This window comes from Flavobacterium fluviatile (assembly GCF_010645065.1).
Lineage (GTDB): Bacteria > Bacteroidota > Bacteroidia > Flavobacteriales > Flavobacteriaceae > Flavobacterium > Flavobacterium fluviatile.
Genome location: NZ_JAADZW010000001.1, coordinates 190077 through 215158 on the forward strand (window position 1 = coordinate 190077; position 25082 = coordinate 215158).

The 25082-nt window shown below is 37.2% G+C and carries 23 protein-coding genes; 18 read left to right on the forward strand and 5 right to left on the reverse strand.

Annotation, left to right across the window (positions count from 1 at the left end; genetic code table 11):
* Window positions 1–12 precede the first annotated feature (12 nt).
* Genes GXM17_RS00670 through GXM17_RS00680 form a run of 3 tightly spaced genes read right to left on the reverse strand, consistent with a single transcriptional unit; the run spans window position 13 to window position 7097 of the window.
* Entirely contained in the window at window positions 13–2670 is a 2658-nt protein-coding gene (locus GXM17_RS00670) for an alpha/beta hydrolase family protein (protein WP_163397371.1), read from the reverse strand.
* 11 nt (window positions 2671–2681) lie between these two features.
* Window positions 2682–4067: a RagB/SusD family nutrient uptake outer membrane protein gene (locus GXM17_RS00675; RefSeq protein ID WP_163397372.1), complete on the reverse strand. Its 1386-nt coding sequence runs from the start codon at window positions 4065–4067 to the stop codon at window positions 2682–2684.
* Window positions 4068–4076: 9 nt separating this feature from the next.
* Window positions 4077–7097, reverse strand: coding sequence for a SusC/RagA family TonB-linked outer membrane protein (locus GXM17_RS00680; protein ID WP_163397373.1), 3021 nt, complete (start codon window positions 7095–7097; stop codon window positions 4077–4079).
* Window positions 7098–7589: 492 nt separating this feature from the next.
* Here GXM17_RS00680 and GXM17_RS00685 point away from each other — a divergent pair, with 492 nt between their 5' ends.
* The gene (locus GXM17_RS00685; protein WP_056253887.1) at window positions 7590–7973 is read left to right on the forward strand and encodes a hypothetical protein; all 384 of its coding nucleotides are present in this window, start codon (window positions 7590–7592) and stop codon (window positions 7971–7973) included.
* Window positions 7974–8018: 45 nt separating this feature from the next.
* Here GXM17_RS00685 and GXM17_RS00690 read toward each other — a convergent pair whose 3' ends face one another.
* Both GXM17_RS00690 and GXM17_RS00695 read right to left on the reverse strand, forming a co-directional pair.
* Window positions 8019–8195: a histone H1 gene (locus tag GXM17_RS00690; protein ID WP_056253890.1), complete on the reverse strand. Its 177-nt coding sequence runs from the start codon at window positions 8193–8195 to the stop codon at window positions 8019–8021.
* A gap of 69 nt (window positions 8196–8264) precedes the next feature.
* Window positions 8265–9962, reverse strand: coding sequence for an AraC family transcriptional regulator (locus GXM17_RS00695; RefSeq protein ID WP_163397374.1), 1698 nt, complete (start codon window positions 9960–9962; stop codon window positions 8265–8267).
* A gap of 336 nt (window positions 9963–10298) precedes the next feature.
* Between GXM17_RS00695 and GXM17_RS00700 the strand changes: the two genes are divergently transcribed.
* The 17 genes from GXM17_RS00700 to traN all read left to right on the forward strand — a co-directional run bounded on the left by GXM17_RS00700 (window position 10299) and on the right by traN (window position 25056).
* Window positions 10299–10988 (forward strand): CBS domain-containing protein, encoded by a 690-nt coding sequence (locus tag GXM17_RS00700; RefSeq protein WP_163397375.1) that lies wholly within the window; start codon window positions 10299–10301, stop codon window positions 10986–10988.
* A gap of 293 nt (window positions 10989–11281) precedes the next feature.
* Entirely contained in the window at window positions 11282–12169 is an 888-nt protein-coding gene (locus GXM17_RS00705; RefSeq protein ID WP_163397376.1) for a helix-turn-helix domain-containing protein, read from the forward strand.
* A 33-nt stretch (window positions 12170–12202) separates the two neighbouring features.
* On the forward strand, window positions 12203–13405 hold the full coding sequence (locus GXM17_RS00710; protein WP_163397377.1) for a hypothetical protein: 1203 nt from the start codon (window positions 12203–12205) through the stop codon (window positions 13403–13405).
* A 16-nt stretch (window positions 13406–13421) separates the two neighbouring features.
* The gene (locus GXM17_RS00715; RefSeq protein ID WP_163397378.1) at window positions 13422–13988 is read left to right on the forward strand and encodes a hypothetical protein; all 567 of its coding nucleotides are present in this window, start codon (window positions 13422–13424) and stop codon (window positions 13986–13988) included.
* A 242-nt stretch (window positions 13989–14230) separates the two neighbouring features.
* Window positions 14231–14716: a hypothetical protein gene (locus tag GXM17_RS00720; RefSeq protein WP_163397379.1), complete on the forward strand. Its 486-nt coding sequence runs from the start codon at window positions 14231–14233 to the stop codon at window positions 14714–14716.
* A gap of 128 nt (window positions 14717–14844) precedes the next feature.
* Window positions 14845–15183: a DUF4134 domain-containing protein gene (locus GXM17_RS00725; RefSeq protein ID WP_163397380.1), complete on the forward strand. Its 339-nt coding sequence runs from the start codon at window positions 14845–14847 to the stop codon at window positions 15181–15183.
* An 11-nt stretch (window positions 15184–15194) separates the two neighbouring features.
* A complete protein-coding gene (locus GXM17_RS00730; protein ID WP_163397381.1) occupies window positions 15195–15503 on the forward strand; it encodes a DUF4133 domain-containing protein in 309 nt (102 codons plus the stop codon).
* A 34-nt stretch (window positions 15504–15537) separates the two neighbouring features.
* Entirely contained in the window at window positions 15538–16188 is a 651-nt protein-coding gene (locus GXM17_RS00735) for a DNA cytosine methyltransferase (RefSeq protein ID WP_163397382.1), read from the forward strand.
* Window positions 16169–18637, forward strand: a complete 2469-nt coding sequence (locus GXM17_RS00740; RefSeq protein ID WP_163397383.1) for a TraG family conjugative transposon ATPase — start codon at window positions 16169–16171, stop codon at window positions 18635–18637. The genes GXM17_RS00735 and GXM17_RS00740 overlap by 20 nt, the downstream gene beginning before the upstream one ends.
* 12 nt (window positions 18638–18649) lie before the next feature.
* A complete protein-coding gene (locus tag GXM17_RS00745; protein ID WP_163397384.1) occupies window positions 18650–19339 on the forward strand; it encodes a conjugal transfer protein TraI in 690 nt (229 codons plus the stop codon).
* A gap of 15 nt (window positions 19340–19354) precedes the next feature.
* Window positions 19355–19972 (forward strand): hypothetical protein, encoded by a 618-nt coding sequence (locus tag GXM17_RS00750; protein WP_163397385.1) that lies wholly within the window; start codon window positions 19355–19357, stop codon window positions 19970–19972.
* A gap of 11 nt (window positions 19973–19983) precedes the next feature.
* Window positions 19984–20619 (forward strand): TerB family tellurite resistance protein, encoded by a 636-nt coding sequence (locus GXM17_RS00755; RefSeq protein WP_163397386.1) that lies wholly within the window; start codon window positions 19984–19986, stop codon window positions 20617–20619.
* Window positions 20620–20629: 10 nt separating this feature from the next.
* Window positions 20630–21832: a conjugative transposon protein TraJ gene (gene traJ / locus GXM17_RS00760; protein WP_163397387.1), complete on the forward strand. Its 1203-nt coding sequence runs from the start codon at window positions 20630–20632 to the stop codon at window positions 21830–21832.
* A gap of 24 nt (window positions 21833–21856) precedes the next feature.
* The gene (gene traK, locus GXM17_RS00765; RefSeq protein ID WP_244307296.1) at window positions 21857–22468 is read left to right on the forward strand and encodes a conjugative transposon protein TraK; all 612 of its coding nucleotides are present in this window, start codon (window positions 21857–21859) and stop codon (window positions 22466–22468) included.
* 80 nt (window positions 22469–22548) lie between these two features.
* Window positions 22549–22917: a hypothetical protein gene (locus tag GXM17_RS00770; RefSeq protein ID WP_163397389.1), complete on the forward strand. Its 369-nt coding sequence runs from the start codon at window positions 22549–22551 to the stop codon at window positions 22915–22917.
* 4 nt (window positions 22918–22921) lie between these two features.
* Window positions 22922–24208, forward strand: coding sequence for a conjugative transposon protein TraM (gene traM / locus GXM17_RS00775; protein WP_163397390.1), 1287 nt, complete (start codon window positions 22922–22924; stop codon window positions 24206–24208).
* A 17-nt stretch (window positions 24209–24225) separates the two neighbouring features.
* The gene (gene traN / locus GXM17_RS00780) at window positions 24226–25056 is read left to right on the forward strand and encodes a conjugative transposon protein TraN (protein WP_163397391.1); all 831 of its coding nucleotides are present in this window, start codon (window positions 24226–24228) and stop codon (window positions 25054–25056) included.
* The last annotated feature ends 26 nt before the right edge of the window (window positions 25057–25082 follow it).

Genomic DNA, 25082 nt, shown 5'->3' on the forward strand with positions numbered 1-25082 from the left:
ACTGCATTGTTTTTAATTCCTCTCGTTTAAGCTTTGGGTTATCCATTCACTTTTCTTATTTTCTTTTAAAAAGTGATCAAACCATTGAAGTGACCTTAAACAAAGGTCTTTTTGTTTTTCTGGATCTATAAGAGAATGCCCCTCATCAGGATATAAAAGCATTAGGCTTTTTTTGTGTGCACGACGAAGGGCAAGATAGAATTCCATGCTCTGATGAGTGTCCACCTGATAATCATTTTTACCACTCCATAATAATACAGGAGTCTGAATTTTCTCCACGAAATTAATAGGCGAATTATCATAATATGCTTTAGACAATTCATAAGGCGTTGCGCCCATATTCCATTCTTCATTTTGAAATCTCCACATATCAGGTCTTCCATTGCCCTTATTTATGGTATAATGGTATGAGACCAAATCTGTAATCGCACCACTTGCAATGGCTGCAGCAAATAAATTGGTCTGTGTTATTATAAATGAAGATTCGTAGCCTCCGAAAGAATGTCCCATGATTCCGATATGTTTATCATCTACGGCATTTAGTTCTATTACTTTTTTAACCGCACTAATTACGCAGTCAGCAGCAGCAATTCCTGGATTTTGAAATTCGAGACTAATATCAGGCTGCAATACAAAATAACCTTCAGATGTATATATAGACGGATTAAATCCACCTTCCACATAAAAAGTTGGATTATAGTATCGATGAAGTTCAGATGACTTACGCTCATAGATGTTTACAATCATCGGATATTTTTTTAGAGCATTATATTCTGCGGGGTAATGTAATACCCCTTTTAATTTTACCCCTTTCGAATTTTGATATTCAATAAGCTCCGATCTTCCCCAAAAGTATTTATCCTGCTGTGGATTACTTTTAAAAAAGTATTTGGGAGCTGAGGAATTATTTATGAAAGCTAGTTTTGAAGGCATATCAAATTTCTGCTCCCTAAAGAAAATATTTTTCTTCGTATCGCTGAAAATGATCTGGTCAAATAGAGCGTCTTTAAAAATGATGGATTTTTCTCCGTATTTTTTATTCCATCTGTAGAAACCGTTTTGTCCATCATTTCCTTTGGCTGTTAGAATTAAATCTTTGTCAAGGTCAAATATATCCTGTATCTCTCCTTCAAACAAGTGGTCAAAGAGAGGCTTATCGAATGATTTTGCTATTCTAAATACAACACCTGATTCCCTGCCTCTGGTGAGCCTTATAAAAGAATTTTCTTCAGGTTCGAGAGTCCAGACATCATACTGGTCGTACAGCAATATTTGATTATCATTGTATGTCCATCCTGGATTGCCGCAGACTGATTCAGGCACCAGAGACTGTTCTTTGGCTGTGAATTTGATGCCGATGGCAGTAGTGATATTTTTATGGACACCTGAATTAAAACAGTAAGTCCACCAATCTCCATCTTTAAAATAAGCCAGGTATTTACCATTAGGAGACGCATTAAAGGCAAGGAATTCCGGTCTGTAATTTTTTAGGAATATTTTTTTCTCAAAAGTCCGCAGGTCCATGACATAAAAATCTCGTGGAGCCGTAAATTCGTACTGTGGCTCGTAATCTTCGGGGTTTGATAAAACAGCGAATCGCATATCGCCGCTTAAAATTAAATCTGGCAGTTCAGATGATGTAATCTGTACAGTTTTATTTATAACTGGAGTCCAGACTGCCACTCTTCTTTTATTTAATCGGTCTGCATTCTGCCGCTGAATGAAAGTTCTTTTATCAGCAGAACCCCATATTTCAACATCTTTTATTTCGTTTTTCCCAATCTGCGAATTTGCATAGACATTCGTGAAAAACAGTCGCTGCAAATCATCAGATATAACAATAGGAGATTCTGAATCAAATGTTAACCCAGCATTAATAATTGAAGTACTATCTCTCAGAAATTTAAAATCATATAATTTTCTATCAGCAACAATAAAGTGATACATCGCCTGAGGCAGTTGGGGATCATTTCCTGCAGTGAAAGCTAGTGAGAGACCGTTTTTTTGCCAGTTCAGACAGGAGAAATGGACGACTCCTTTATGAATGTCAAACGTTTCTTCAGTTTGAAGGTTAGTAATCGAAATAGCACTTTTCTGATCGGAGAATGTACTGTAAGCCAGCAGTCCTTTTTCACTGCTCAGTGAAAAATGATCGATATTGCTGATTATTCTTTGCTTTCCTGTTTTAAATGATCGGATTGCGAGGGTTTTATTTTTCATTTCGCCAGCTGAAAGTATAAGTATCTGATCGCTTTTTTCACTATAATCGAAATCAATTATTTCCTTAATAATCTCTTTACTTCCATTTTTAAGATTAGCGATAATCAGTTCTTTACCAGTTTGGCAGAAAAAGATCTGGCTTACGGAGAAGCCGCTTTTTCCTCCATTTGGGAAGTTGTATGTTTTCAGGTTGTTTAGGTTTCTGACAAAAAGTGTATCACTGCTGCTTTTGTAACTCATTTTGTAGCTCGCCCACATTTGCTCAGGCGATATTTTGTCAAAACTTACGCTGCCCCACATCGGATAAGATTCAGGAGTAAGTTTTGTTTTTTGCACCACCTGTCCCCATAAGGGACAGGCTACTAACGGCAAAATAAATAATAAAACTAAAAAAGGTAAAAGCAATGCCTTAAAGGCATATAATCGTCGATTAAAATATACTGGTAACATAGGCTATGTGTTTAGTATCCCAGATTCTGCGGCTTTAAATTAGGATTTGCATTGATTTCGGCTTCGGGAATAGGGAAAAGCTGGTCAGTTTCATTCCATCCTGCCTTAATATTTCCAAGAGCGCTATTAAGCTTTCCGTTTCTTTTGAGATCAAAAAAGCGGTGACCGTACTCTGTGAAAAGTTCATGTCTTCTTTCTTCAAGAACAGCTGCGAGTATTTCGTCCTGCGTCAATGCAGGCGATTCTGCAAGTCCGGCTCTTTTTCTCACCTTATTCAAATCTTCTTTGGCTCCAATAAGATCGCCCTGTTTTGCTCTGGCTTCAGATCTGATCAGGAACTGTTCAGAAAGGCGCAGCATGACTGTGTATTCTTTTGAGACCGATGTATCAAAATTTTCTTTGTATTTAAAAGGATGATGCCAAGTTCCCGAAGCATCCTTTACTTCTTTTATCCAATGGGTGCGGCGCTGATCAGCAGCTTCAAATGAACTGTAGAGTACGTCACTCAGCCAAACATACTGAGGAGGCCCCACTGTAAATATGAAATAAGCGCCATCAGTGGTGTTTTTTCCTGCAGCGCCGGAATGAAGCTGCCAAATCGTTTCTTTGGAATTTATCAGGAAAGTAAGGTCTATATTTTCAATGGCATACAAACTCTGATTGTTTATTACTGCCGATGCTGTGTTTGATGCTTCAGGATATTTACCGCTGTAGAGGTAAATTCTGGAAAGTAGAGCTTTCGCGGCATACTTATTCGGGCGAATGCGCTGGGAAGCGATGTATGCATCTGGAAGAAGAGCCACAGCAGCCTCCAGATCAGAGCCAATTTTTGGATAAAGCTCCTCAGGGGCGATTCTTGAAATCCTGCTGTTTGTTTTATAATCCGTTTCGGAAACATACGGCACGCTGCCAAAAAGGTTTACCAGATAAAAATGTTCCAAAGCACGTATAAAAAGGGCTTCGCCGGTCAGCTGATCTTTTTGGGCTTTCGTTAAAGCCGTACTGGATTCACAGCCTTTGATAATGGAATTGGCGGCATAAATCTGGTTGTAGGCAGAATTCCAATAATCGGCAATTATAGAATTAGTTGGAAGGAGCGTATTGGAGTAAAAACTGAAGCTTGGATTTGACAGGCTCTCGGTGCTTATCATCTCGTCAGTGTAGCAGGCAAGATGATTTGAAATACCTATGCCGTCTCCGGTTAGCATTCCCCTGTCTCTTATCTTTGAATAAATGTCGCTAAGCGCCGATTCGGCGGTGCTGTAATTTTTAAAAACTGATTCTGTTGCCAATTGAGATTTTGGCAGGTCGACTTCCAAGAAGGAATCGCACGATAGTGCGCTTAATAGAATTGGAAGCATTAAAAATCGCAGGATAAATAAATATGTTCTTTTCATAATCGTATATTAGAAAGTTAGTTGAATTCCTGCCGTAATAACTTTAAGCGGAGGCAGGTAGCCATAGGTTGTGAATTCAGGGTCTCCGTCATCATACTTGGTAAAAGTTAGCAGGTTCTGTCCCTGAACCAGTATAGTACATTGCGTATTGTTGAGGCTTAGGGGAAGCCTATATGAAAGCGCTATATTTTTAAGCCTTATAAATGAAGCATCTGTTACAGAAGCAGTACTTTGATTAAACAGACTGTTTGCTGTTACCGCAGCGCTATTAAAGCCAGCAGTATAAAGCTGGTAGGCAGCAGAATCTCCCTGTGCAGACCAGCTCTCCATCAGCCTGACATGTTTGTTTGACATCGTACCGGCAGGGCTCATGGAATAGGCTTTGCTGTCCTTGCTTACAAACTGGAATAGGAAGTCCAATGAAAGACCTTTATAAGCCAGCCTATTTTGAAGACCTCCATAAAATTTTGGGTTTAGATCCATTATTATCTGCCTATCTTCAGCTGCCGTCAAACGTCCATCCCGATTGAGGTCTTCAAACTGATAAATTCCTGTCTGGGGATCAACTCCATTAAATTTGTACAAGAGCTGAATATTCAGGGGCTGTCCGATCCTGTACTGCTGGCTGTAGGTTGAGCTCGCAAGGTTAGGAAATGAAAGGAGTTTGTTTTTTGCAACTGTAAGATTAAAACTGGTGGTCCAGTTAAAATTTCCGCTGTTAAAATTGACAGTCCTAAGGGTAAATTCAAATCCTCTATTCTGTACAACCGCATCCAGATTGGCCTGCATGGATGAAAAGCCAGTCGTGCCCGGAAGCGGAATGCCAACCAGTTGATTGGAAGACTTGTTCCGGTACCATTCCACTGTCGTGAAAATTCGGTCTTTAAAAAATCCCAATTCAAGCGCCGCTTCCAGTTTCTTATTTGTTTCCCAGCCAAAATTCGCATTAAATAGCCTGCTTGGCGAAAGGCCTGAAATTCCATTATACAATATTCCATTGACTGAATAAGTATCAAAGAACTGATAATCGCCAATCTGGTCATTTCCGGTAGTTCCATAGCTTGCTCTTATTTTTCCAAAACTAAGCCACAGGCTGTTCTGTAGAAATCTTTCGTTTGAAATCACCCATGCCGCCCCGGCCGCCCCGAAGTTTGCAAACTGATTGCCCGGCCCAAATCTGCTTGAACCGTCACGTCTCGCGGTAAGGTTTACAATATATTTTTGCTGGTAGTTAAAATTAATCCGTCCGAAAAAAGCCTGATATTTGTATAGTGTTTCCTCATCCAGAAGCACTCTGATCGTTTTGGCTGCAGCCAAGTTGTAAATTAGGCTGTTGGAGGTAAAGCCTAATCCAAAATTGGAGATTTTAGTCCCACGCTGGCTTTGAAATGTAGAAGCCAGAAGAATATCAATTTTCGCACTCTTCAGCTGTTTATTCCAGCTGATCTGTGGTTCTGCAATCCATGAAGACCTATTCACATCATTTGTGAAAATTGAGGATTGTGAAGGGCCGACATTAAAAGCAGGATTATAGATTGTGGAAGGCACAATCCTCGTTTCGTTGTTGTCAAGATAAGTAAATCCGAAGTTTCCTTTGACTAAAAGTTCTGGTGTTATTGCATAAGAAAGAACAGCATTTCCTGTCAGGTCGTTAATAACAGATTCAGCCTTTGTGTTAAGATTTCTAAGCGGATTCTGCCATGTATTGTTTTCCCAATTAAGATTTCCCTCTGGAGTATAGAGTGCAGGAGCATTAGGAGGAAGATTTCTGGCGTCACTTGTAAAGTCATAAGAAGGCTGGTCATTATCTTGAGAATTAAATCCGGCGGAGAAGTTGAGCGAAAATTTTTCATCTTCGGATTTGTGGTTCAGACTGAAATTGCTTCCGCCTTTTTTATATCGGAACTGGCCGGGGAAAACGGTCGTTTCAGTGTGATATGAGCCGTTTAGCAAAAACTGTGTATTTGCTGAGCCTCCAGAAACCGAACCCTGCAGATCATTTATCATTGCTGTCCCGCCTATTAGTTCCTTCTGCCAGTTGGTGTACCGGTTTTGATCCCATGTTCCATTAATGTCATAATCACTAGCACCGTATGCCGTCTTGCCATCGTTTATAAACGCCTGTCTCCGGACAACTAGGTACTGCTGGGTATTCATCAGGTTTAGAAATTTAGTGACCCTTCCGGTTCCAGTGGAAGCAGAAATATTGAATTTTGTTTTTCCGATTTTTCCTTTCTTGGTGGTTATCAGTACCACACCGTTTGCACCTCGTGAGCCGTAAATGGATGTTGCGTCAGCATCTTTAAGAACTTCAATGCTTTCGATTGCATCAGGATTGATACTGTTAATTGGACTTGCAAGAATCGGAAAGGTAGTCCCTGTATAAGAGGAACCAATCGGCTCAGATGAGATTGGCACGCCATCAATTATGTATAGCGGTGAATTAGCATCTGCTCTAAGACTGTTTTGTCCTCGGATTTTGATATCAAAACCTCCACCAGGCACCCCCGTAGTTTGTGTAATACTTACTCCTGCCATTCTTCCCTGCATCGTAGCTAAGACATTTGTTACAGGTTGATTTTCTATATCTTTGGAGGTAATCCGGGCAATACTCCCTGTACGGTCACTTTCTTTAACGGAATAATAACCAGCATTTACCCGGACCTCTTGTAGTGTAGTTGTGTCGTACTCAAGGTTTATGTCAATTCTAGCTCTGTTATTTACTGGAACATACTTTGTTTTAAATCCTATAAATGAGACAATCAGTGTATCCTTAGCTAAGGCCTTTATTGTGTACTGTCCATTAAAGTCGCTAATGGATGAATTATTAGTTTTACCCTTTATCGAAATTGTTACGCCAGGCAGTGGATTTGAGCCATCAGTTACAGTTCCGTGTACCTGATTTTCCTGAAAAAATGTATTATACCGATCTATATTACGGCCAAATGATGATGAAAAAGAAAAAAGAAAGCCTATAAATATTAGGCAATAAAATCCCTTTCCATCCTTGAAGAATGAAAAATAATTCATAATATTGGTTTTGGTTAGTTAAATTGATTTTGATTAGCTAAGGTCCTCTTCGCTAGTTTGGTCGCTGCCGTTGAGGGCCAATTTTATACTTAATTTTTAAGCAAATTTGATTTTAATTCACAGGCATTTTTTTTTGGTTAGTATACAGTTACTAATGCGATAGAAAAATAATGAAGGATTTGCGATGAATAGGAAAGAGGAGTTAAAGTAAAAAGGCGTAGAACTCAGCTTAAACGATTCAGAGGTACTGGTATACCTTACGCACGAATAAGTGAGCCCACGCCTATGACGTGAGCATCTTACTTATCATCTCGTGCGTTAAAAATTACCAGTTTTCTGAAACGAGATTCAAAGCGAATGCTTCAAATATTTTAATTGAAGAGTCGCAAAATTACATTTTTGAATGTATTATTTGTGACAAATATAACAAAATATTCTATTCGATACAAATTTGTATCGAATAAATTAATCTTTTTTCTCAATTTTTACTAAATGGAAACAACAAGTGAAATAGAGTTAAATTTAATTAATCTGCAGATTGGATGTATGCTTCGATTGGGTAGATTAAAACAAAATTTTTCTCAACATACACTTGGACTCAAAATAGACTACAGTTCAACGATGATCGGAAGAGTTGAGCGTGCTGAAAGTATTAGTGGATGGGATAAGATTTATACGATAAGTCGTTACTTAAAAATAGACTTTAAATCTTTATTTGTCTTAAAAAGTTTGGAATCGCTAATAGTGATTGTTGAAGAATCGTTTAACTTAGAGGCTAAATTAACACAGGAAAAAATTGATTACTATAATATTCTAAAAAAGACTTTAAGAATTCAATTTGATTTGCTTGAAAAGGAACGTCAGACCAATAAATAAAAAAGCCTTCATTTCTGAAAGGCTTTTTAATTGAGTTTGTAGCGATTATTTTTTAGATTCCTCAATAGAAACTTTTCTAAACTCTTTTAAAAGTTTTTCAATTTCCAAAGAAGATTTACGAGCTCGAGCTCCAGCAGCTTTAACTCCTTTTTCCGATAGAGAATCAGATTCAGTTTTGAATGTTTCAATCTCTGCATTAATCTTTGCGATTAGATCTTTCATATTGTCTTTTTTTTTAATTACGGCAGCAAATGTAAAAGTTACAGATTAAAACGAGTTCAAAAAAATGAATTATTTGCTTATTTGCTCGATAAAAAAATTAACTGGCATTTGGGTCTTTTGCCTGAACGCAAGAGCAAATTGCTGCGTACTGCTGAAACCAGCCATTTCTGCTAAAGCTGAATTAGTATATTTTCTTGCCATTCTATCATTCTTTAGTAATTCTATTGTATAATCTATTTTTAGGTCATTAATATATTCTACGAAACGTTTTCCTTTGTAATGTGAAATCACCTTGTAGAGATATTTTGAGTTGGTATTTAGCATTGAAGCGACCAAATTGAGGCGAAGATCTTTTCCTAGAAACTTTTTAGAATCTTCAAAATTCTGTAATGCATTTAAAATACAAGTAATCGTCTCGAAGGGTATATCAAGTATTACTCCTTTCTCTTTTGTCGATTCTTTTGTATCTTGAGGTTTGGTGTTTAATTCAAGTATAAGTTCATCAAATTTCTTTTTATAAAACTTTTTATTCTTTTGATGCCTGTAGTTAAGATAAAAAGATACAGTAAAAAGTACCAGTATAACCAACGCAAAAATTAAGTCATAATGCTTTTCCTTTGCAAGTTCTTTATGAATCTGCTTATTTTCAGTTTGAATTTTTTCTTTCTCAATTATTAGTTCTTTGGTATCATAGCTCTTATGTATTTTAGTCACAAGATATTTGTACGTATTATTTAATATTGTATCTGCTCGGAGTAGCTGGTCGATGTAGTACAATTGCTTATTGAGATCTTTTTTATTTTTGTAATAACTAATTAAAAGCTCGTATGCCTCACGAAGATCAGGTCTTATATAGTTTTTGTCTTGAAAAACCGAATCAACTTTTACTAAATAGGGAAGGGCTCTCTCTTTATTTTTTACTGCCCAAAAACTCTTACCGATATAAAAGTAACCTACTGTTTCATTAGCAAAATCTCTATTGTCTTTTACTTTTCCAATAACTGATTCTATTTTTGACACTGCTAGATGATAATTCTTTTTGAAATATTCATTAATTCCATCCGAATGAATAAAATAGATCTCCATGTCAGGAATTCCCATAGATTTGCCTTCCCTAATACCCTTTCTATTAATATTAGAACACAGTCCGTAATTTCCAATTCTGTTGTAGCACACTCCAATTGAATGAAGTGTGTTGAGATAAGCTGTGGTATTTTCAATTTTGAAGTAGATTAAGCAATCATTAAATAATGAAATGGCTTCGTCATAAAACCCAAGATAGTATTTGATTTGAGCCATATGATATTTTACCTTATTGATAAGATATTTATCATCTGAACCAGAAATATAGCTATTTGCCTTAATGTAATACTGGAAAGCATTCTCATAATCTTTACGACCATAATACACTATTCCTTTTGAGAGATATGATGAACCAAGGAGAGTATTGTCAGCTGATCTTTTAGCACTGTAAATCATGCTATCTGCGTAGATTAGGCGCAATTTTTCAGGAGAATGATGAAGGATATTTTGGTATGCGTAAATTATCTGTTTCCAGTTTTTTTCTCTTTTAGCTTTATGTAGATAACTGAAGAGATATACAGACGCTTTCGAACTGTCTTCTCGATACTTATACAATTGATCGTCAAGGTAAGTATAAGTTTTATATTTTAATGAATCAGTTGATTTTAATTCTCTTTTCTGTGCAAAACCGAATTCAGAATAAAAAACACAAAACAGCATTACAAATATTAAATTTTGTCTCATACGGGCGATATTTTTTAGAGATATTTCATTGTGATTTAATGAATCCTGAAGAAAATTTGCCACTGCAGGATTATCTTTCTAAAGCCATTTGTAAAAATAGGTTAAATAGTTGAATGTTAAGGAATTGTTATGTTAAAATGAGGTGTGGATTTCCATGAAATCCATAGTGTAATTTCATGGAAATCCATATACAATGGCTTGCGCAAGGCTTTTTTACGAAATAGATTTGCTCCGAATTCAAAGGCAAAAATGTTCAGCAAGGTGCTGAATTAAAGTTCTGCCAATCCGGATGAAATGGACTGGGGTAATTCCCGCTCACCGTCAAACTATTGAGAAATGAAAAGTTTTTTATTAATGAGCATGACCGCTTTTTTGGTATTTTCATGTTCAGCTGACCAAGATTATAATTCTGAAATTGTGAACACTGTGGTTCCAAATGCAAATGAAAAAGGAATAAATGCTTTTAATAAGTTTAATCCTTTTGAACAGACAGGTATTAATTTTTACAATGACCTTGACTTCTATGTTTCTAAATATGGATATCCAAGCTCTAATGAGCACTTAATTGATCAAGTATTCTTTTTGCTGGCTAAACGCGGAGGTAGTAAAATGACAGGTAAAAGCGTCATTACTATAACACCAGAATTGATATCATTGATTTTATCAGATCCTGAAGGAAAACTTGTAGAAATTATTAGTGAATCCGATTTGAGTATAGCTGTAAAAACAAATTTAAATGAATTTGTTGCGGATTTAATTAGTAGAACGCAGGATGATTATGACGAGGTATATGAACACATCGTATCATATGAGGCAGCTGTTGTGGTTGATTCAATTTTGGAAGAAGATGAAAAAGATACAATTTTAAAAGTTTCATCAATTTCAAGATACTCCTTATATGCCGAGGCTAGACAACGTGATCCTGATTGGAAGACATCAGTGACAAACAGGCCGTCAGTTCCCTTCCTGAAAGAGAACCAAATGACATATATTAACCTGGCGGTTCTTTTAAACGCAATCAAGTAAAATTGAATAGATTATTAAAATCCTATTAGAATGAAACTGCGAAGCATTTTATTTCCACTCTTGATTTTAGTAAATCTTATAGGTCTCTTTTTCATCATAGGTCTTTTTACCTATGATGAGATGGAAGCCGAAAATCATAATGTATTAAGTTTATGGAACAACCTTAGAATTTCTGCATATGTTCTATATATAATTACTCTTTCCAATCTTTATTTCTTTTTTTTTCTCATAATTAGAAGGAAATTTAAAGATTAAAAACTTGAATACATCTTAAAAATGATAAAATTAGGATAATGTTAAAGAATTTAATCAACACGAAACTGCAAAACCTTCCTATTGAAGGATTCGATATTCACCTTATTAAAAAATATGAAAAAGTCACTAATAGTGTAGATGAATTTAAGTCTGAAAATTTAGCCTTTTTGCTAATAAGATCAGGAGGATTTAAATTAAAACTTGAAGACGTTATTCAAGATTTGTCGGCACGCGATTTAATTATAATTCCTAAAGACTCAGATTGTAATATTCTTGAAATTCACGATAAACTGCAGATTTATCTAGTTACATTCTCTTCAGAGTTTACGGTTAAAAACTGTCTCAAAAAAGAGCTAATCGACTCGTTTTACTTTTTTATAAGGAAAGAAACAATGAAAGCATCACTGAATGAAAACGAATATTCAGTTTTGTCTCTTATTTATAGGCTTGTATATTATGTAAATGTGAATGCACATAGAGAGGGATATGAAAGTGAGCTACACCGTATAAGTTTAAATTTATTCCTTTATGAACTTAAAGTTATTTATACGAAGTATGTTGGGAATTCGATGCCTAAGTTCACTAGAAAGGAAAATATTGTTATGGAGTTTTTGACAATATTGTCAATTCACTATAAAAAACAGCATCACGTTCAATTTTATGCAGGAGCTCTTTTTATCACTCCAATTTATTTAAACAGAGTGGTAAAAGAAATTACCGGCAAAAGCGTCAAACTATTAATTATAGAGGCACTTATAAGCGAGGCTAAGATTCTTCTGGAAGATGGTCAGCTGAGTTTGGTAGAAATATCAGAAGAACTGGGATTCGAAAGTCTGTCAATTTTTAGGATATTTTTTAAAAAGTACACTTCTTTATCGCTTTCTGATTATCGATCTAATTCTTTTGAAAAATTCAAAGGCAGCTAGTGGTTGATGTAATTATCGAAAAAAAACTATACTATGATGAATAATATATATCCATTAGAATGGTTTGATTCTTTGATACTGCACACTTTTGATCCATTAAGCATGAATATTGACAGTTTGACTGATAATGATATAGCAGTTATTTCTGAGAATATTTCCAAGGAATCTATAAAAATACAGGTGCATATAAAAAATGAAGTTTTTTCATTAAGGAAGAAACGACATATACGCGTCACAGTCAGGCAATATCATTCAACACTAATTTTTCTGCTGGACAGTATTATGGAAAATCGAACGGAAAAGGTCATTCAATCTGACAAAATACGGAAGCTCGCTGATCTTCTCATTTCAAACCTGGATTATCTGATTTCTTTCATCGAGGATAGATTCTCTTATTATTTGAGCCTAGATGAAAGAGTTCCAATTACCTATCTTATGGTTTGCAGAAAGGAACTAGCATTAAAACTGCAAAGAATCAGTAAAAGGAATTTAAGCACTGAGACTGATAAAGTGACAATCAAGCGAGTTGTAAAAATAGTACAGAATGCAATTGAAGCAGAAAACGGAAAGAAACTAACTTATCGCCGGATCCTTTATTTCCGGGAGTTTTTAAAGCTGTTAGAAGAACATAATGATGATATGCAAAATCTTTCCATTTTCACTCCGCTTGACGAACTTCTAATCGACCATAATTTTAATTCGGTGCAATATATTTCAATTCTAACAGAAAGAATGACCGAACAGATTTACAAAACCGAGAAACAATCTTCCAAATTAAACCTGCTTCTGCTATTTTTCAAGGATTTCAAACAGCTTCACTCAAATGTGAAAATAACGTTCGATGCCAGCCATCAGAACATTAAGGATGTTTTGGAAAACTGGTTTGTATCTGAGATCAATTTTCTTCAGAGCAGAGACATAATTGAAGCACAAGATATTTCATCTTCTAAAAAAAGTGGCAATCCCTCGCATCTTGCTGACCAAAATAAAATCCAATGCACACTTTCCTCAGATCAAATGGGGCTGATTTTAAGAGCAACCGATGAAACAAGAATATTGAAAGCAAGATCAATGAGTCTGATTTTTAAAACGATTGTTCCTTATCTGTCAACTCCATTTAAACGAAATTTATCGTATCAGTCCGTAAGAAGTAAGTCTTATAATCCTGAGGAAAAGGATAAAGAATTTGTGATTAAAACATTAGAAAAAATTATCAAACATATAAAAGAATATTAATTTAATTTTTGATATTATGAAAACATTATTAAAAATAGCACTAGTAGTTCTGCTTCTTTTTATCTCGTGCCAGAAAAAAGAACTGGATTCTAAAACTGCTGAAAACATGATTATTAAAAAATACAAATATCCATCTGCTATAGATTTTGAAGTTTTTTGCAGTGATCCTATTCATGCAAGAAGAATGCTGGAATCAGGACTGGAAGAAAAAGGCCTTGTCAAGATAATGAAAACAAGAGAATTTAAAGATCGTGATAAGCCTTTGATCGAATTTACAGCCTTATCAAAAAACTTCTTGCTTGAAACAACTTTAGAGGAAAGAGAATATAAAATACAGAAGGTCAAGATCGGAACGAAAAAATTTGATAAAATCATTCAGATAGCTGCAGAAACTAATGACAACAGAATAGCGGTAGCCGAGTACAATGTAAAATATGATATGAATGCATTTGGAGTACTATGGCCAGGCCTTCCTGCTGAAAAAAAAGAAAAAGCATATTTTACATTCTCAGATAATGGCTGGCAGCTTATTGAGAAGAAAGATGCCGAGCTTATGATGCTTAAGAAAATTACGGAAAAATAAATATCTAAAATCATCAAAAAACAGCCTCCTGTTAAGGAGGTTTTTTTATGGATTTAAATTAATGCACTTCGCATAGCCCCTAATATCATTGCGAGGTACAGGGGTACAGCTGGGGTACAGAAAAAGTTGTACTTGTAGAAGTTTTATTTCCGAAGTTACTTTGGAATGTAAAATAAACCATAATTGTTCTTGCTGGTTTATTCATAGTATGAGAAGATGTTGAATGATAAATGAAAAATGCTATGTTAAATTCTATTTCATGGAACAGTTACCTAGTGGCTGTTGTTACTCTATTAGTTTTATGGTATCTGTATACAGGATTCCGCTATTATTCTTCTGAGATAAAGCAGATTCTCTCGGGCAGAAAGAAAATTGGTTTTCCGTCAATAGGAAAAAAAACTAAAAATGATTCCTTCCCTTCTTCTGACCAGGAAGATGGTAATCCTACAAATCTCAATGAAGCATTTCAAGAATCTTTTGCTACACTTGATGAGGTTAAAGAACTGTCAGCAAGACTGACAGGAGCAGTTTCAGAAAGCGCCGCATTGGGCCGTCCAAAGCAGGAATTCAATAATTACATCAGATTAATACTCTCTGAATATCCTTATGTGAAGATCTCTTCTTTGCGCAGCAATGTGAATAATCTTCTTGTTTACGAAACGAAAAAGTACCCGGAACTGCTTCTCACTTCTAATGAGGCAGACAAACTATGGGAAGAAAATAATTAAATGACAGCAGAAGAACTTTCCCCGTCCGCTCTAGTGCGGTATGGTAAAATGTGACAAGGAGAATAGATGATGCGACGGCGCTGTTCCTCTGCTTTTTGAATTAGTATTAATCTTTAAAAAGATATGAGATGTTGAACGATGGAATAAAGTTAAAGCGTTTTTTTAAAACAAACAAGTTATTAGTAAGCATTATTCTTCTGCTTTTAGTAATTAATGGAAATGCTTATGCCCAAGATGGTGTTGCCGGAATCAATGAAGCCAACCAAAAGGTGAGAAGCTATTTTGATGCAGGGACAGAACTTATGTATGCAGTTGGAGCAATACTGGGACTCATAGGAGCGGTGAAAGTATATCAGAAGTGGAATGCAGGAGATCCCGACACAGGTAAAGTGGCAGCTGCGTGGTTTGGCAGCTGCGTGTTTCTGGTAGTAGTTGCCACTGTGATCAAATCTTTCTTTGGAGTTTAACCAGCATTAAAATGAGCAGTATTTATCAGATTAACAAAGGAATCAATCAGTCAATTGAATTTAAAGGCCTGAAAGCCCAGTACATATGGTACCTGGGCGGGGGTGTCGTGGGACTTATGATTGTTTTTGCAGTGCTTTTCATAGTAGGCATTCCATCTCTTGTCTGTGTGGCTTTAATTGGTACGGCAGGAACTGTGATGGTGATTAAGATCTATAAAATGAGCAGGCAGTATGGTGAATTCGGCATGATGAAAGCTTTATCTGCGAGGCAGATTCCTAAATGTGTTAAGGTGCGGAGCAGGGCTCTTTTTATTAAGTGATAGCTGAAGAACGTTATAGAGATGGAGGTGGATTATGAAAGTCTTAAACTTATATGCCGGAATTGGCGGAAACAGAAAAAACTGGGATGACGTATCGGTTACGGCAGTTGAGCTGGATCCTGCACTGGCAGCATTGTACTCGCAGAACTTTCCAGAAGATAAAGTGATTGTAGGGGATGCACACCAGTATCTTTTGGATCATTACAAAGAATTTGATTTTATCTGGTCATCACCCCCGTGCCAGTCACATTCCTCTTTTCGGCAGAATATCTGCGTGAGATTCCGAGGCACTCCTGCTGTTTTTCCCGACATGAGGCTGTATCAGGAAATTTTATTTCTGCAGCATAATGCCGAGTGTTTATGGGCTGTTGAAAATGTCAAGCCTTATTACACTGTGCTTATCGAACCTGATGCTGCTTTGCAGCGTCATCTTTTCTGGTCCAATTTTCAGATTCCAGAATCTGAAGGACAGGCAATAATTAAAATACGTCATGCACAGATTCCTGAACTGGAAGAGTCTTTAGGTTTCTGCTTAAAGGGATGTAATATTTCAAACAAAAGGCAGGTCCTTCGCAATTGTGTGGACCCAAATCTTGGGTTGCATATCTTAAATACAGCCAGAAGTCTTTATATAAACAAAGTGAAGATTAGTAAAACTAGGAAAAATGGAAAAGGAGTTAGATGATGTTTTACCGATAATGGACGTGCAGCATGACTGCATCTTATCAAAACAGGGAGATATTACAGTGGTTTTTAAGGCTGATCTGCCGGAGATTTTCACAATGTCGGATCAGGAATATGAGGCGTTTCACCAGTCATGGATAAAGGCGATAAAAATTCTGCCGAAGTTCACAGTTTTTCATAAACAGGACTGGTTTTTAGAAAGCAGCTACAAAGCGGACTTTGATAATGAAGACAGCAGTTTTTTAACCAGAAGCAGTGAGAGATTTTTTAATGAAAGGCCATTTCTTGACCACTGCTGTTATATAATGATTACTAAGAAACCAGCAGGAAGAAAAAATTCCAGTTCTTTATTTTCTAATCTAATAAGAAATAAACTGATACCTGATGAAACTCTCAATATGCAGTTCCTTCAGGACTTCATTGACAGTACAGGCCAGTTTAGAAGGATTATGGAAGACAGTGGCTTCATAAGGCTGACAAGACTTCGAAATGATGAGTTGAAAAGCCATAGCAGAAACACAGGCCTTATTGAAAAGTATTGTTTTCTTTCTGAAAATGAAAATTCGTATATCTATAATGATCTCAAGTTTTCAGACGGGATGCAGATAGGGGATAAGCACAGCCAGCTTTTTACGCTTGGAGATGCCGCCGATCTGCCGACGCTCTGCGGTTCAAGAATCAATTTTGACCGTTACTCAACAGACAAAACAAAGTTCAGTATCGGATTTGCTTCAACACTCGGCCAGCTGCTGTCCTGCAATCACATATACAACCAGTATATTTTCATTGAAGATTCGCAGAAAACAATCCAGAAACTGGAGAGCAAAAGATTAAGACTTCAGTCATTGTCTGCTTACAGCAGAGAAAATATGATCGCAAGGGATGCCACAAATGATTCTCTCAATGAAGCTATAGCACAGCAGCGCCTGCCTGTGAAAGCGCATTTTAATGTTCTTGCGTGGACATCCGAAAAAGAAGAACTCAAAGACATAAAAAACAAAGTGTCATCTGCTCTCGCGCAGATGGATGCGGCGGCTAAACAGGAGACAGTTGGAGCTCCGCAGATTTACTGGGCGGGTATTCCCGGAAACGCAGCAGATTTTCCGATGAATGATGTTTTTGACACTTTTACCGAGCAGGCTGTCTGTTTTCTGAATATGGAGACCGGCTACCGATCCTCACTGAGTCCCTGCGGAATACGTCTTGGAGACCGCCTGACGGGAAAGCCTGTTCACGTGGATATCAGCGATGAGCCGGTGAAGATGGGAATCTGCACTAACCGAAACAAGTTTGTCTTGGGGCCTTCTGGAAGCGGAAAATCCTTCTTTACCAATCATATGGTCAGAAGCTATTACGAACAGGGAACTCATATTGTCTTGGTGGATGTTGGTCACAGCTACAAAGGCTTATGCGATATGGTAAACGGCTATTATTTTACCTATGACGAGAAGAATCCGATTCGTTTCAATCCATTTTATATCGGGGAAGGAGACAGTCTTGATACCGAGAAAAAGGAAAGCATCAAAACGCTTTTGCTGGCTTTGTGGAAGAAAGATGATGAAACATTTAACAGAAGCGAATACGTGGCGCTTTCCAATGCCCTGCAGCTGTATTTCGATAAATTGGATAAGGATGAATCCATCTTTCCCTGTTTCAATACTTTTTATGAGTTTTTAAAACAGGAGTTTGTAACGGTTCTTCAGGGTGATAATGTAAAAGATAAGGATTTTGATGTGAATAATTTCCTTTATGTGCTTCGTCCTTATTACAGCGGAGGAGAGTTTGACTATCTGCTCAATGCTGCTGAAAATCTGGATCTGCTAAAAGAGCGCTTTATTGTATTTGAACTGGACAACATCAAAGACCATCCGATTCTTTTTCCGGTAGTGACCATAATAATCATGGAAGTATTCATCAGTAAGATGAGAAAGCTGAAGGGTATACGAAAAATGATCCTTATTGAGGAAGCATGGAAAGCTATTGCAAAGGAAGGAATGTCAGAATATATCAAGTATCTTTTTAAAACTGTGCGTAAGTTCTTTGGCGAGGCGATAGTAGTGACGCAGGAGGTTGAAGATATTATCTCTTCACCCGTAGTAAAGCAGGCAATCATTAATAACAGCGACTGCAAAATTCTTCTAGACCAGAGCAAGTACCAGAATAAGTTTGACCAGATTCAGGAACTGCTTGGGCTGACCGATAAGGAAAAGGCTCTGGTGCTTTCGGTAAACAAAGCAAATGATCCTTCCAAGAAATACAAGGAGGTTTTTATCTCATTAGGAGGAATGCTGTCTAAAGTCTACAGGACAGAAGTATCTCTGGAAGAATATCTTGCCTACACTACGGAGGAAAGCGAGAAAGTAAAAATGAATGCCTACGCCCAAAAATTTGGAGGAGACATCAAAAAAGGAATTGCCGCTATGGCTCAGGAATTAAGAAGCGGAACTTAAATTAATGTAAAAATGAAAACGAAAATTAAAGCTGTCACATTTTTATTGTGCTTCTTTTTAGTAAGCATGCCTGCAAGACCTGCAGAAAAGACAGCAGCCATGCCTATACTGGAGATTGTAAAGGCAGTTACCAAGAAAGTAATAAAGGCAATTGATCTGGGTATCCAAAGAATGCAGAACAAGACCATCTGGCTTCAGAATGCACAGAAGCAGATTGAAAATACGCTTTCAAAACTGAAACTCGATGAGATTTCGGACTGGACAAAAAAACAGCGTGATCTCTATAAGGATTATTACGATGAACTGCAGAAGGTGAAATCTATTATAACCTATTATCAGAGAATTAAAGAAATTTCAGAAAAACAGACCCGCCTGATTGCCGAATATGAAAAGGCCTGGAATCTTTTTAAAAGAGACGACCATTTCAAGATCTCTGAACTTGAATACATGGAAAAAGTGTATAACGGAATTCTTGGAGAAAGCATGAAAAATATCGACCAGATATTTTTAATCATAGAATCTTTCACCACGCAGATGAGCGATCTGAAAAGACTCGAAATTATAAATACAGCAGCAGATCAGATAGATACAAGTTACAATGATCTGAGACTTTTTAACCAGCAGAATATACTGCTCAGCCTCCAGAGGGCAAAAACGGACGCTGATGTAAATAAAGTGAAACAATTTTACGGAATTCCGTAATCAACTTTAAAAATGATGAAAAAGATAATAATGCTTTTTGTGTCTGTATTTTTATCTGTATGCCAGCTTCAGGCTCAGCAGGCAAAACAGAAAAGGATGCTGGTGCTTCAGATAGCGGCCCTGCGGACATATGTGGATTATGCGGCAAAAGGCTATAAGGCGGTAAAAAGCGGACTTAATTTTATATCAGATGCAAAGAAAGGAGAAGTCAACCTGCACAGCGATTATTTCACATCACTGATATCTGTTAATCCTAAAGTAAAAAACTACGCCAGGGTGGCTGAAATAATCACTCTTCAGATTGAAATTTTTAAGATATATAAAAATACTTTAGCAAGCCTCCCCCAGGATGATCTGTTTCACGGAAATGAACTTGAATACATTGAAAGGACTTTCAGGCGTCTGTTTGACAGCTGTGATGACAATCTTGATATACTGTTTCTGATCACAACCAGTACATCACTTGAAATGAAAGATGATGAACGCATTGAACGTATTGATAAGCTTTATGAAGCTGCGCGGGATGATTATGCTTTCTGTAAAAAATTCAGCGGTGAGATTAAACTTCTGGCATTATCAAAAGCAAGAGAAAAAAATGATGTAAAAAAAGCCGAAGTTCTGCTTGGCCTATAAACACTAATAACATGAAAAAGTTACTTATATATTTTGGAATGCTTTTTCTGATGTGTATGCCTTTTTCGGTAAAGGCGCAGTCAGCCGAAATCCAACAGCTTATTTTAAATATTGAAAAGCTGTCGCAGTTTAAAAAGATATTAAGCGACATGAAGAAAGGATATGATATTCTCAGCGGAGGGTATAAGGCTGTCAAAGATATGTCGGAAGGAAATTTTTCACTTCATAAGACTTTCCTGGATGCCCTGATGCAGGTAAGTCCTGTTGTTAAGAATTACAAAAGAGTCGGGGATATTATTGATTATCAGTTTATGCTTATGAGGGAAAGCAGAAAAGGGATAGACCGTATCATTAAAAATCAAAGTTTCAGGCCGCAGGAAATCCAGTATTTTGAAAAAGTGTATTCTAATTTAAGCAGGGAAAGCCTTAGAAATTTAGACGAACTGACTTCCATCGTAACAGCTGATAAACTCCGAATGAGCGATGACGAAAGACTTGCAGCTATTGACAAGATATATGAAGATATGCAGCAGAAGGTGCTCTTTCTAAATGATTTCAACGGATCAATATCAGTGTTTTCAATGCAGCGTTCTAAGGAGGCTAATGATGTGAATGCGGTGCGGAACAGTTATCAGTTTAAAAATTAACTCTGGTCTTATGATAAATATTTTCAAATCAGCTGTATTAGTTTTAATGCTCTTTTTGTTCCCTGAAGCAGTTTCTGCACAGGGACTCGGAGATAATATAGGCAGTCTTCATGCAGTTCTGGAAAAGCTTTACGATGATATGATGCCGCTTTGCAGCAATCTTATTGGAGTCGGGCAGGGGCTGGCGGGTTTTGCTGCTATTTTTTATATCGCTTCCAGGGTCTGGCGTCATATTGCCAATGCGGAACCGATTGATTTTTATCCGCTCTTCAGGCCCTTTGTGATTGGTTTCTGCATTATGATTTTTCCTTCTGTTCTGGCGCTCATAAACGGGGTCATGAAACCAACAGTTACTGCCACAGCTTCTATGGTTGAGGGGTCAAACAAAGCAATCGAAGTGCTGCTGAGAGAAAAAGAAAAAGCAGTCAAAGAAAGCGTACCTTGGAAAATGTATGTCGGAGTGCTGGGCACAGGCGACCGCGACAGATGGTATAAATACACCCATGACGGTGCAGATCCTTCAGATGAAGGACTTATGGAAGGAATCGGAAATGATGTAAAATTTGCAATGGAGAAAGCGTCATATAGTTTCAGGAATTCTGTAAAGGAATGGGTTAGCGAAATTCTGAGAATTCTTTTCGAAGCTTCTTCATTGTGTATTGATACGCTCAGAACATTTCAGCTTGTGGTGCTGTCCATTTTAGGACCTCTGGTGTTCGGTATTGCAGTCTTTGACGGATTCCAGCATACCCTGACGATCTGGCTCGCCAGGTATATAAACATTTATCTCTGGCTTCCCGTTGCCAACATTTTCGGCAGCATTATCGGGAAGATTCAGGAACAGATGCTGAGGCTGGATATCTCACAGATTAATACTTCGGGAGATACTTTTTTCAGCAGGACCGATATCGGATACTTGATTTTCATGATTATAGGAATTGTGGGGTACTTTACTGTGCCTTCCGTGGCCAATTATATCGTGCATGCATCAGGAGGAAGCGCATTGGGACACAAAGTGACAAGCCTGTTTGGCGGGTCAACTTCTACTGTGATTGGAGGTGCTGCCACTGGAGCAGGAATGGTAATGGATTCAATGGGAAATGCAACGGGCAGAATGAGCCAGAGCATGTCATCTTCAGCAGCTGCGTCGCCTTATTTTGAGGAAAAAGGAAATTACATGAGCGAGAAGCTCAAGGGAAACTCTAAAAATTAAAAGCACTCGATTATGTTTAGTAAAATGAAAAATATAGATACTGCTTTTCGTCATATAAGAGGATTTACAATGCTGGTTATTCTTAGCTGCGCTGCTATAACCTCTTATTCTATTTATAAAAGTTTCAGTTCCGTCGCTTTGATGCACGACAAGGTTTATATCCTCGCAAATGGAAAGGCGCTTGAGGCATTTGCATCAGACCGTAAGGATAATGTACCTATTGAAGCAAGGGATCATGTCAGGACATTCCATCAGTTTTTCTTCAGCCTTGACCCAGATGATAAAGTAATTAAAGCCAATGTTACCAAGGCCTTGTATCTGGCCGATAATTCTGTTAAACGGATATACGATGATTTAAAAGAAAACGGATATTATTCGGGAATTATATCAGGAAATATAAGCCAGACTGTTATTGTAGACAGCGTCCGCATTGATATTAATGAATATCCCTACCGCTTTAAATGCTATGCCCGGCAGAACATTATAAGGACAACAAGCATATTGAACAGAAATCTGATTACAGAAGGAACGCTGCGAAATGTTTCAAGGAGCGATAACAATCCGCATGGTTTTCTGATTGAACGCTTCAATACTCTTGAGAATAAGGATTTGGGAACAGTAAACCGAAAGCCATGAGAAGACTGATGCGAAAACAAAAACAGAATGTAAAGTCTTCAAGGTCATATATGATAATCAGATTCTGGTGGGTAACAAAAATGAATAGGCTGACTAGAGACCTTTCAAATTCACAGCTTAAGTTTTCAGTAATCATTTTTGCGGCCCTTGGAACGATTTTATGTGTTTATAACGCATTGAGCGGTTTTCTGTCAGAAAGTCAAAAATCAATGAGCATTGATGCAGTAAAAGTGCTTAAGCCTGCTTATAGTGATAAGGGAGGCCATATGCATTCTCTGGATCTGCCATTTAACAAATATGCTGAGAGATCCAACCTCAGCAGATATATTGACAGTGTGATAAATGAAGCAGACTTAACCGATTTGTCTAAAAATCAAAATTCCAACGCTGAAGATTTTAGCATCAGTCCGAAGCTCAAGTCAACTAATTCATCTAACTATAAAAAATAAGATTATGGAACATAAAACACTTTCAGCCAGAGAGAAAAAGAATCGCAGTATGATGCTGGTTCTTCCACTGCTTGTTCTTCCATTTATAACCATGCTGTTCTGGGTGCTTGGAGGAGGCAAGGGAACAGAAAATCCAATTTCAGGAACTAAAAAAAAAGGATTTAATATGCTGCTTCCAAATCCAAAACTAAAGGAAGATTCCAGTTTGGATAAAATGAGCTATTATGACCAGGCATCAATTGATTCGATAAAACTGCAGGAACAAAAAAAGAAAGATCCTAATTATTCGGTTGGTGCGGAAGATAATGATAATCTTGAATCAAAACGTTTTTTTGATACGGATGAGGTTGCATGGAATGATAAACAAAACGGACTGAAAACAGACTATCTAAAACCAGATAATGAAAAGAAGATGTACCAGAAACTTGAAGCGCTCCAGAAAGCTATTGCGGAGCCTCCAAAAGAATATCAGAGCGGTCAGGATATGAGGGAATTTCAGTACCAGAAAATGCCTCACGGTGAATCAGCCGAGTTGAAAAATCTTGAACAGCTCATGGCAGCCATGAGTGCGCCTTCTGAGCCTGATCCTGAACTTGCCCAGCTTGGCGGCATGCTGGAAAATATTCTGGATATCCAGCATCCAGAACGTGTACAGGAAAAACTGCGTCAGAACTCAAAGCTTCAAAAAGGAAAAGTTTTTTCAGTGAGCAGAAAAGCTGAAGAGCAAAACCTGAGCTCTCTTCAGACAAACAAAGTAAATTATGAGCAGTCAGCAAATTCATTTTATTCGCTTGATGGTGAAATCAACGATGAACAAAATCAGAACGCAGTTGAGGCAGCTGTTCATGAAACGCAGACGATTGTCAACGGTTCTATTGTAAAAATCAGACTTGCAAGTGACGTTTTTATCAATGGCGTACTAATTCCAAAAAACAGTTTCGTTTTTGGGACAGCGTCACTTAAGGGAGAAAGGCTTGAAATAAAGATCAATACCATAAAATACCAGAATTCCATTTTCCCGGTTGAACTATCCGTCTTTGATATAGACGGCATTAAAGGCATTTACATTCCTGGAACTATAAACAGGGATGTAGCAAAAGCATCCGCTGACAGGTCCATGCAGAGTATTGGACTGGTAGGAGTCAGTGATTCTTGGGGAGCTCAGGCGGCAGGAATGGGAGTGGAGGCAGCCAAATCACTTTTAAGCAGGAAAGTTAAGCTGATAAAAGTAGCAGTCAAGGCAGGTTACAAAGTGCTTCTCTACGATGAAAAAGAAAAGAATGAACAATAACTTTAAACTAAAAGAAAATGAAAAATTTAAAGACACTAATTATCACATTTATTTTTCTGGCTGGTTTTTCAGTTTCTGCACAGTATGATGCTAAAGCCGAATTTAATAATATACAGCTTAGCTATTCAAAAACCACCAGCATTTTATTTCCGTATGCGGTAAAAAGCCTGGATATCGGAAGCCGTGATGTTCTGGTGCAGAAAGCTAAAGGAGTGGAAAATATACTGCTTCTTAAAGCTGGAAAGCAGAATTTTCCGCAGACTAACCTGACTGTTGTAACATCTGACGGCAATCTTTACAGTTTCATTTTAAATTTTGATGATCTGTGTCCTACATTAAATGTGGATGCACGATTACGAATTGGCGAGGATAAATCGCTGCTGTTTTCCCTTGAGAACGAAAACCAGAAAGAAATAAAAGAATATGCACTGCTTGCTTTATCCAAGAAAAATAAGGTAAGCGGACTGGGCTCAAAAAATGCAGAAATTGAGTTTAAGGTTGACGGCATTTTTATTCATCAGGATGTGATGTATTTCAGAGTGTTTTTAGGGAATGATTCCAGAATTAATTACGATGTGGATCAGCTTCGTTTTTTTATCCGAGACCAGAAAAAATCCAAAAGAACTGCAGCTCAGGAAATAGAACTGACACCGCTTTTATGCACCGGAGAATTTAGCAGGATTTCCGACAAATCAGAAACTACAGTAGTATTTGCTATATCTAAATTTACGATACCAGAAAAGAAGAAATTCACAATGCAGGTCTTTGAGAAAAATGGAGGCAGGAATCTTGAACTTAATATAAAAAATAGGCACCTGGTAAATCTTGAAATACTGGGTAACTTATAATCAGTACTAATTTTAAATGTGAATAT

Excerpts from the sequence above, each read along its gene's own strand:
- GXM17_RS00670 (WP_163397371.1), bottom strand. The coding sequence starts at position 2,670 with ATGTTACCAGTATATTTTAATCGACGATTATATGCCTTTAAGGCATTG.
- GXM17_RS00675 (WP_163397372.1), bottom strand. The coding sequence starts at position 4,067 with ATGAAAAGAACATATTTATTTATCCTGCGATTTTTAATGCTTCCAATT.
- GXM17_RS00680 (WP_163397373.1), bottom strand. The coding sequence starts at position 7,097 with ATGAATTATTTTTCATTCTTCAAGGATGGAAAGGGATTTTATTGCCTA.
- GXM17_RS00685 (WP_056253887.1), top strand. The coding sequence starts at position 7,590 with ATGGAAACAACAAGTGAAATAGAGTTAAATTTAATTAATCTGCAGATT.
- GXM17_RS00690 (WP_056253890.1), bottom strand. The coding sequence starts at position 8,195 with ATGAAAGATCTAATCGCAAAGATTAATGCAGAGATTGAAACATTCAAA.
- GXM17_RS00695 (WP_163397374.1), bottom strand. The coding sequence starts at position 9,962 with ATGAGACAAAATTTAATATTTGTAATGCTGTTTTGTGTTTTTTATTCT.
- GXM17_RS00700 (WP_163397375.1), top strand. The coding sequence starts at position 10,299 with ATGAAAAGTTTTTTATTAATGAGCATGACCGCTTTTTTGGTATTTTCA.
- GXM17_RS00705 (WP_163397376.1), top strand. The coding sequence starts at position 11,282 with ATGTTAAAGAATTTAATCAACACGAAACTGCAAAACCTTCCTATTGAA.
- GXM17_RS00710 (WP_163397377.1), top strand. The coding sequence starts at position 12,203 with ATGATGAATAATATATATCCATTAGAATGGTTTGATTCTTTGATACTG.
- GXM17_RS00715 (WP_163397378.1), top strand. The coding sequence starts at position 13,422 with ATGAAAACATTATTAAAAATAGCACTAGTAGTTCTGCTTCTTTTTATC.
- GXM17_RS00720 (WP_163397379.1), top strand. The coding sequence starts at position 14,231 with ATGTTAAATTCTATTTCATGGAACAGTTACCTAGTGGCTGTTGTTACT.
- GXM17_RS00725 (WP_163397380.1), top strand. The coding sequence starts at position 14,845 with ATGTTGAACGATGGAATAAAGTTAAAGCGTTTTTTTAAAACAAACAAG.
- GXM17_RS00730 (WP_163397381.1), top strand. The coding sequence starts at position 15,195 with ATGAGCAGTATTTATCAGATTAACAAAGGAATCAATCAGTCAATTGAA.
- GXM17_RS00735 (WP_163397382.1), top strand. The coding sequence starts at position 15,538 with ATGAAAGTCTTAAACTTATATGCCGGAATTGGCGGAAACAGAAAAAAC.
- GXM17_RS00740 (WP_163397383.1), top strand. The coding sequence starts at position 16,169 with ATGGAAAAGGAGTTAGATGATGTTTTACCGATAATGGACGTGCAGCAT.
- GXM17_RS00745 (WP_163397384.1), top strand. The coding sequence starts at position 18,650 with ATGAAAACGAAAATTAAAGCTGTCACATTTTTATTGTGCTTCTTTTTA.
- GXM17_RS00750 (WP_163397385.1), top strand. The coding sequence starts at position 19,355 with ATGAAAAAGATAATAATGCTTTTTGTGTCTGTATTTTTATCTGTATGC.
- GXM17_RS00755 (WP_163397386.1), top strand. The coding sequence starts at position 19,984 with ATGAAAAAGTTACTTATATATTTTGGAATGCTTTTTCTGATGTGTATG.
- traJ (WP_163397387.1), top strand. The coding sequence starts at position 20,630 with ATGATAAATATTTTCAAATCAGCTGTATTAGTTTTAATGCTCTTTTTG.
- traK (WP_244307296.1), top strand. The coding sequence starts at position 21,857 with ATGAAAAATATAGATACTGCTTTTCGTCATATAAGAGGATTTACAATG.
- GXM17_RS00770 (WP_163397389.1), top strand. The coding sequence starts at position 22,549 with ATGAATAGGCTGACTAGAGACCTTTCAAATTCACAGCTTAAGTTTTCA.
- traM (WP_163397390.1), top strand. The coding sequence starts at position 22,922 with ATGGAACATAAAACACTTTCAGCCAGAGAGAAAAAGAATCGCAGTATG.
- traN (WP_163397391.1), top strand. The coding sequence starts at position 24,226 with ATGAAAAATTTAAAGACACTAATTATCACATTTATTTTTCTGGCTGGT.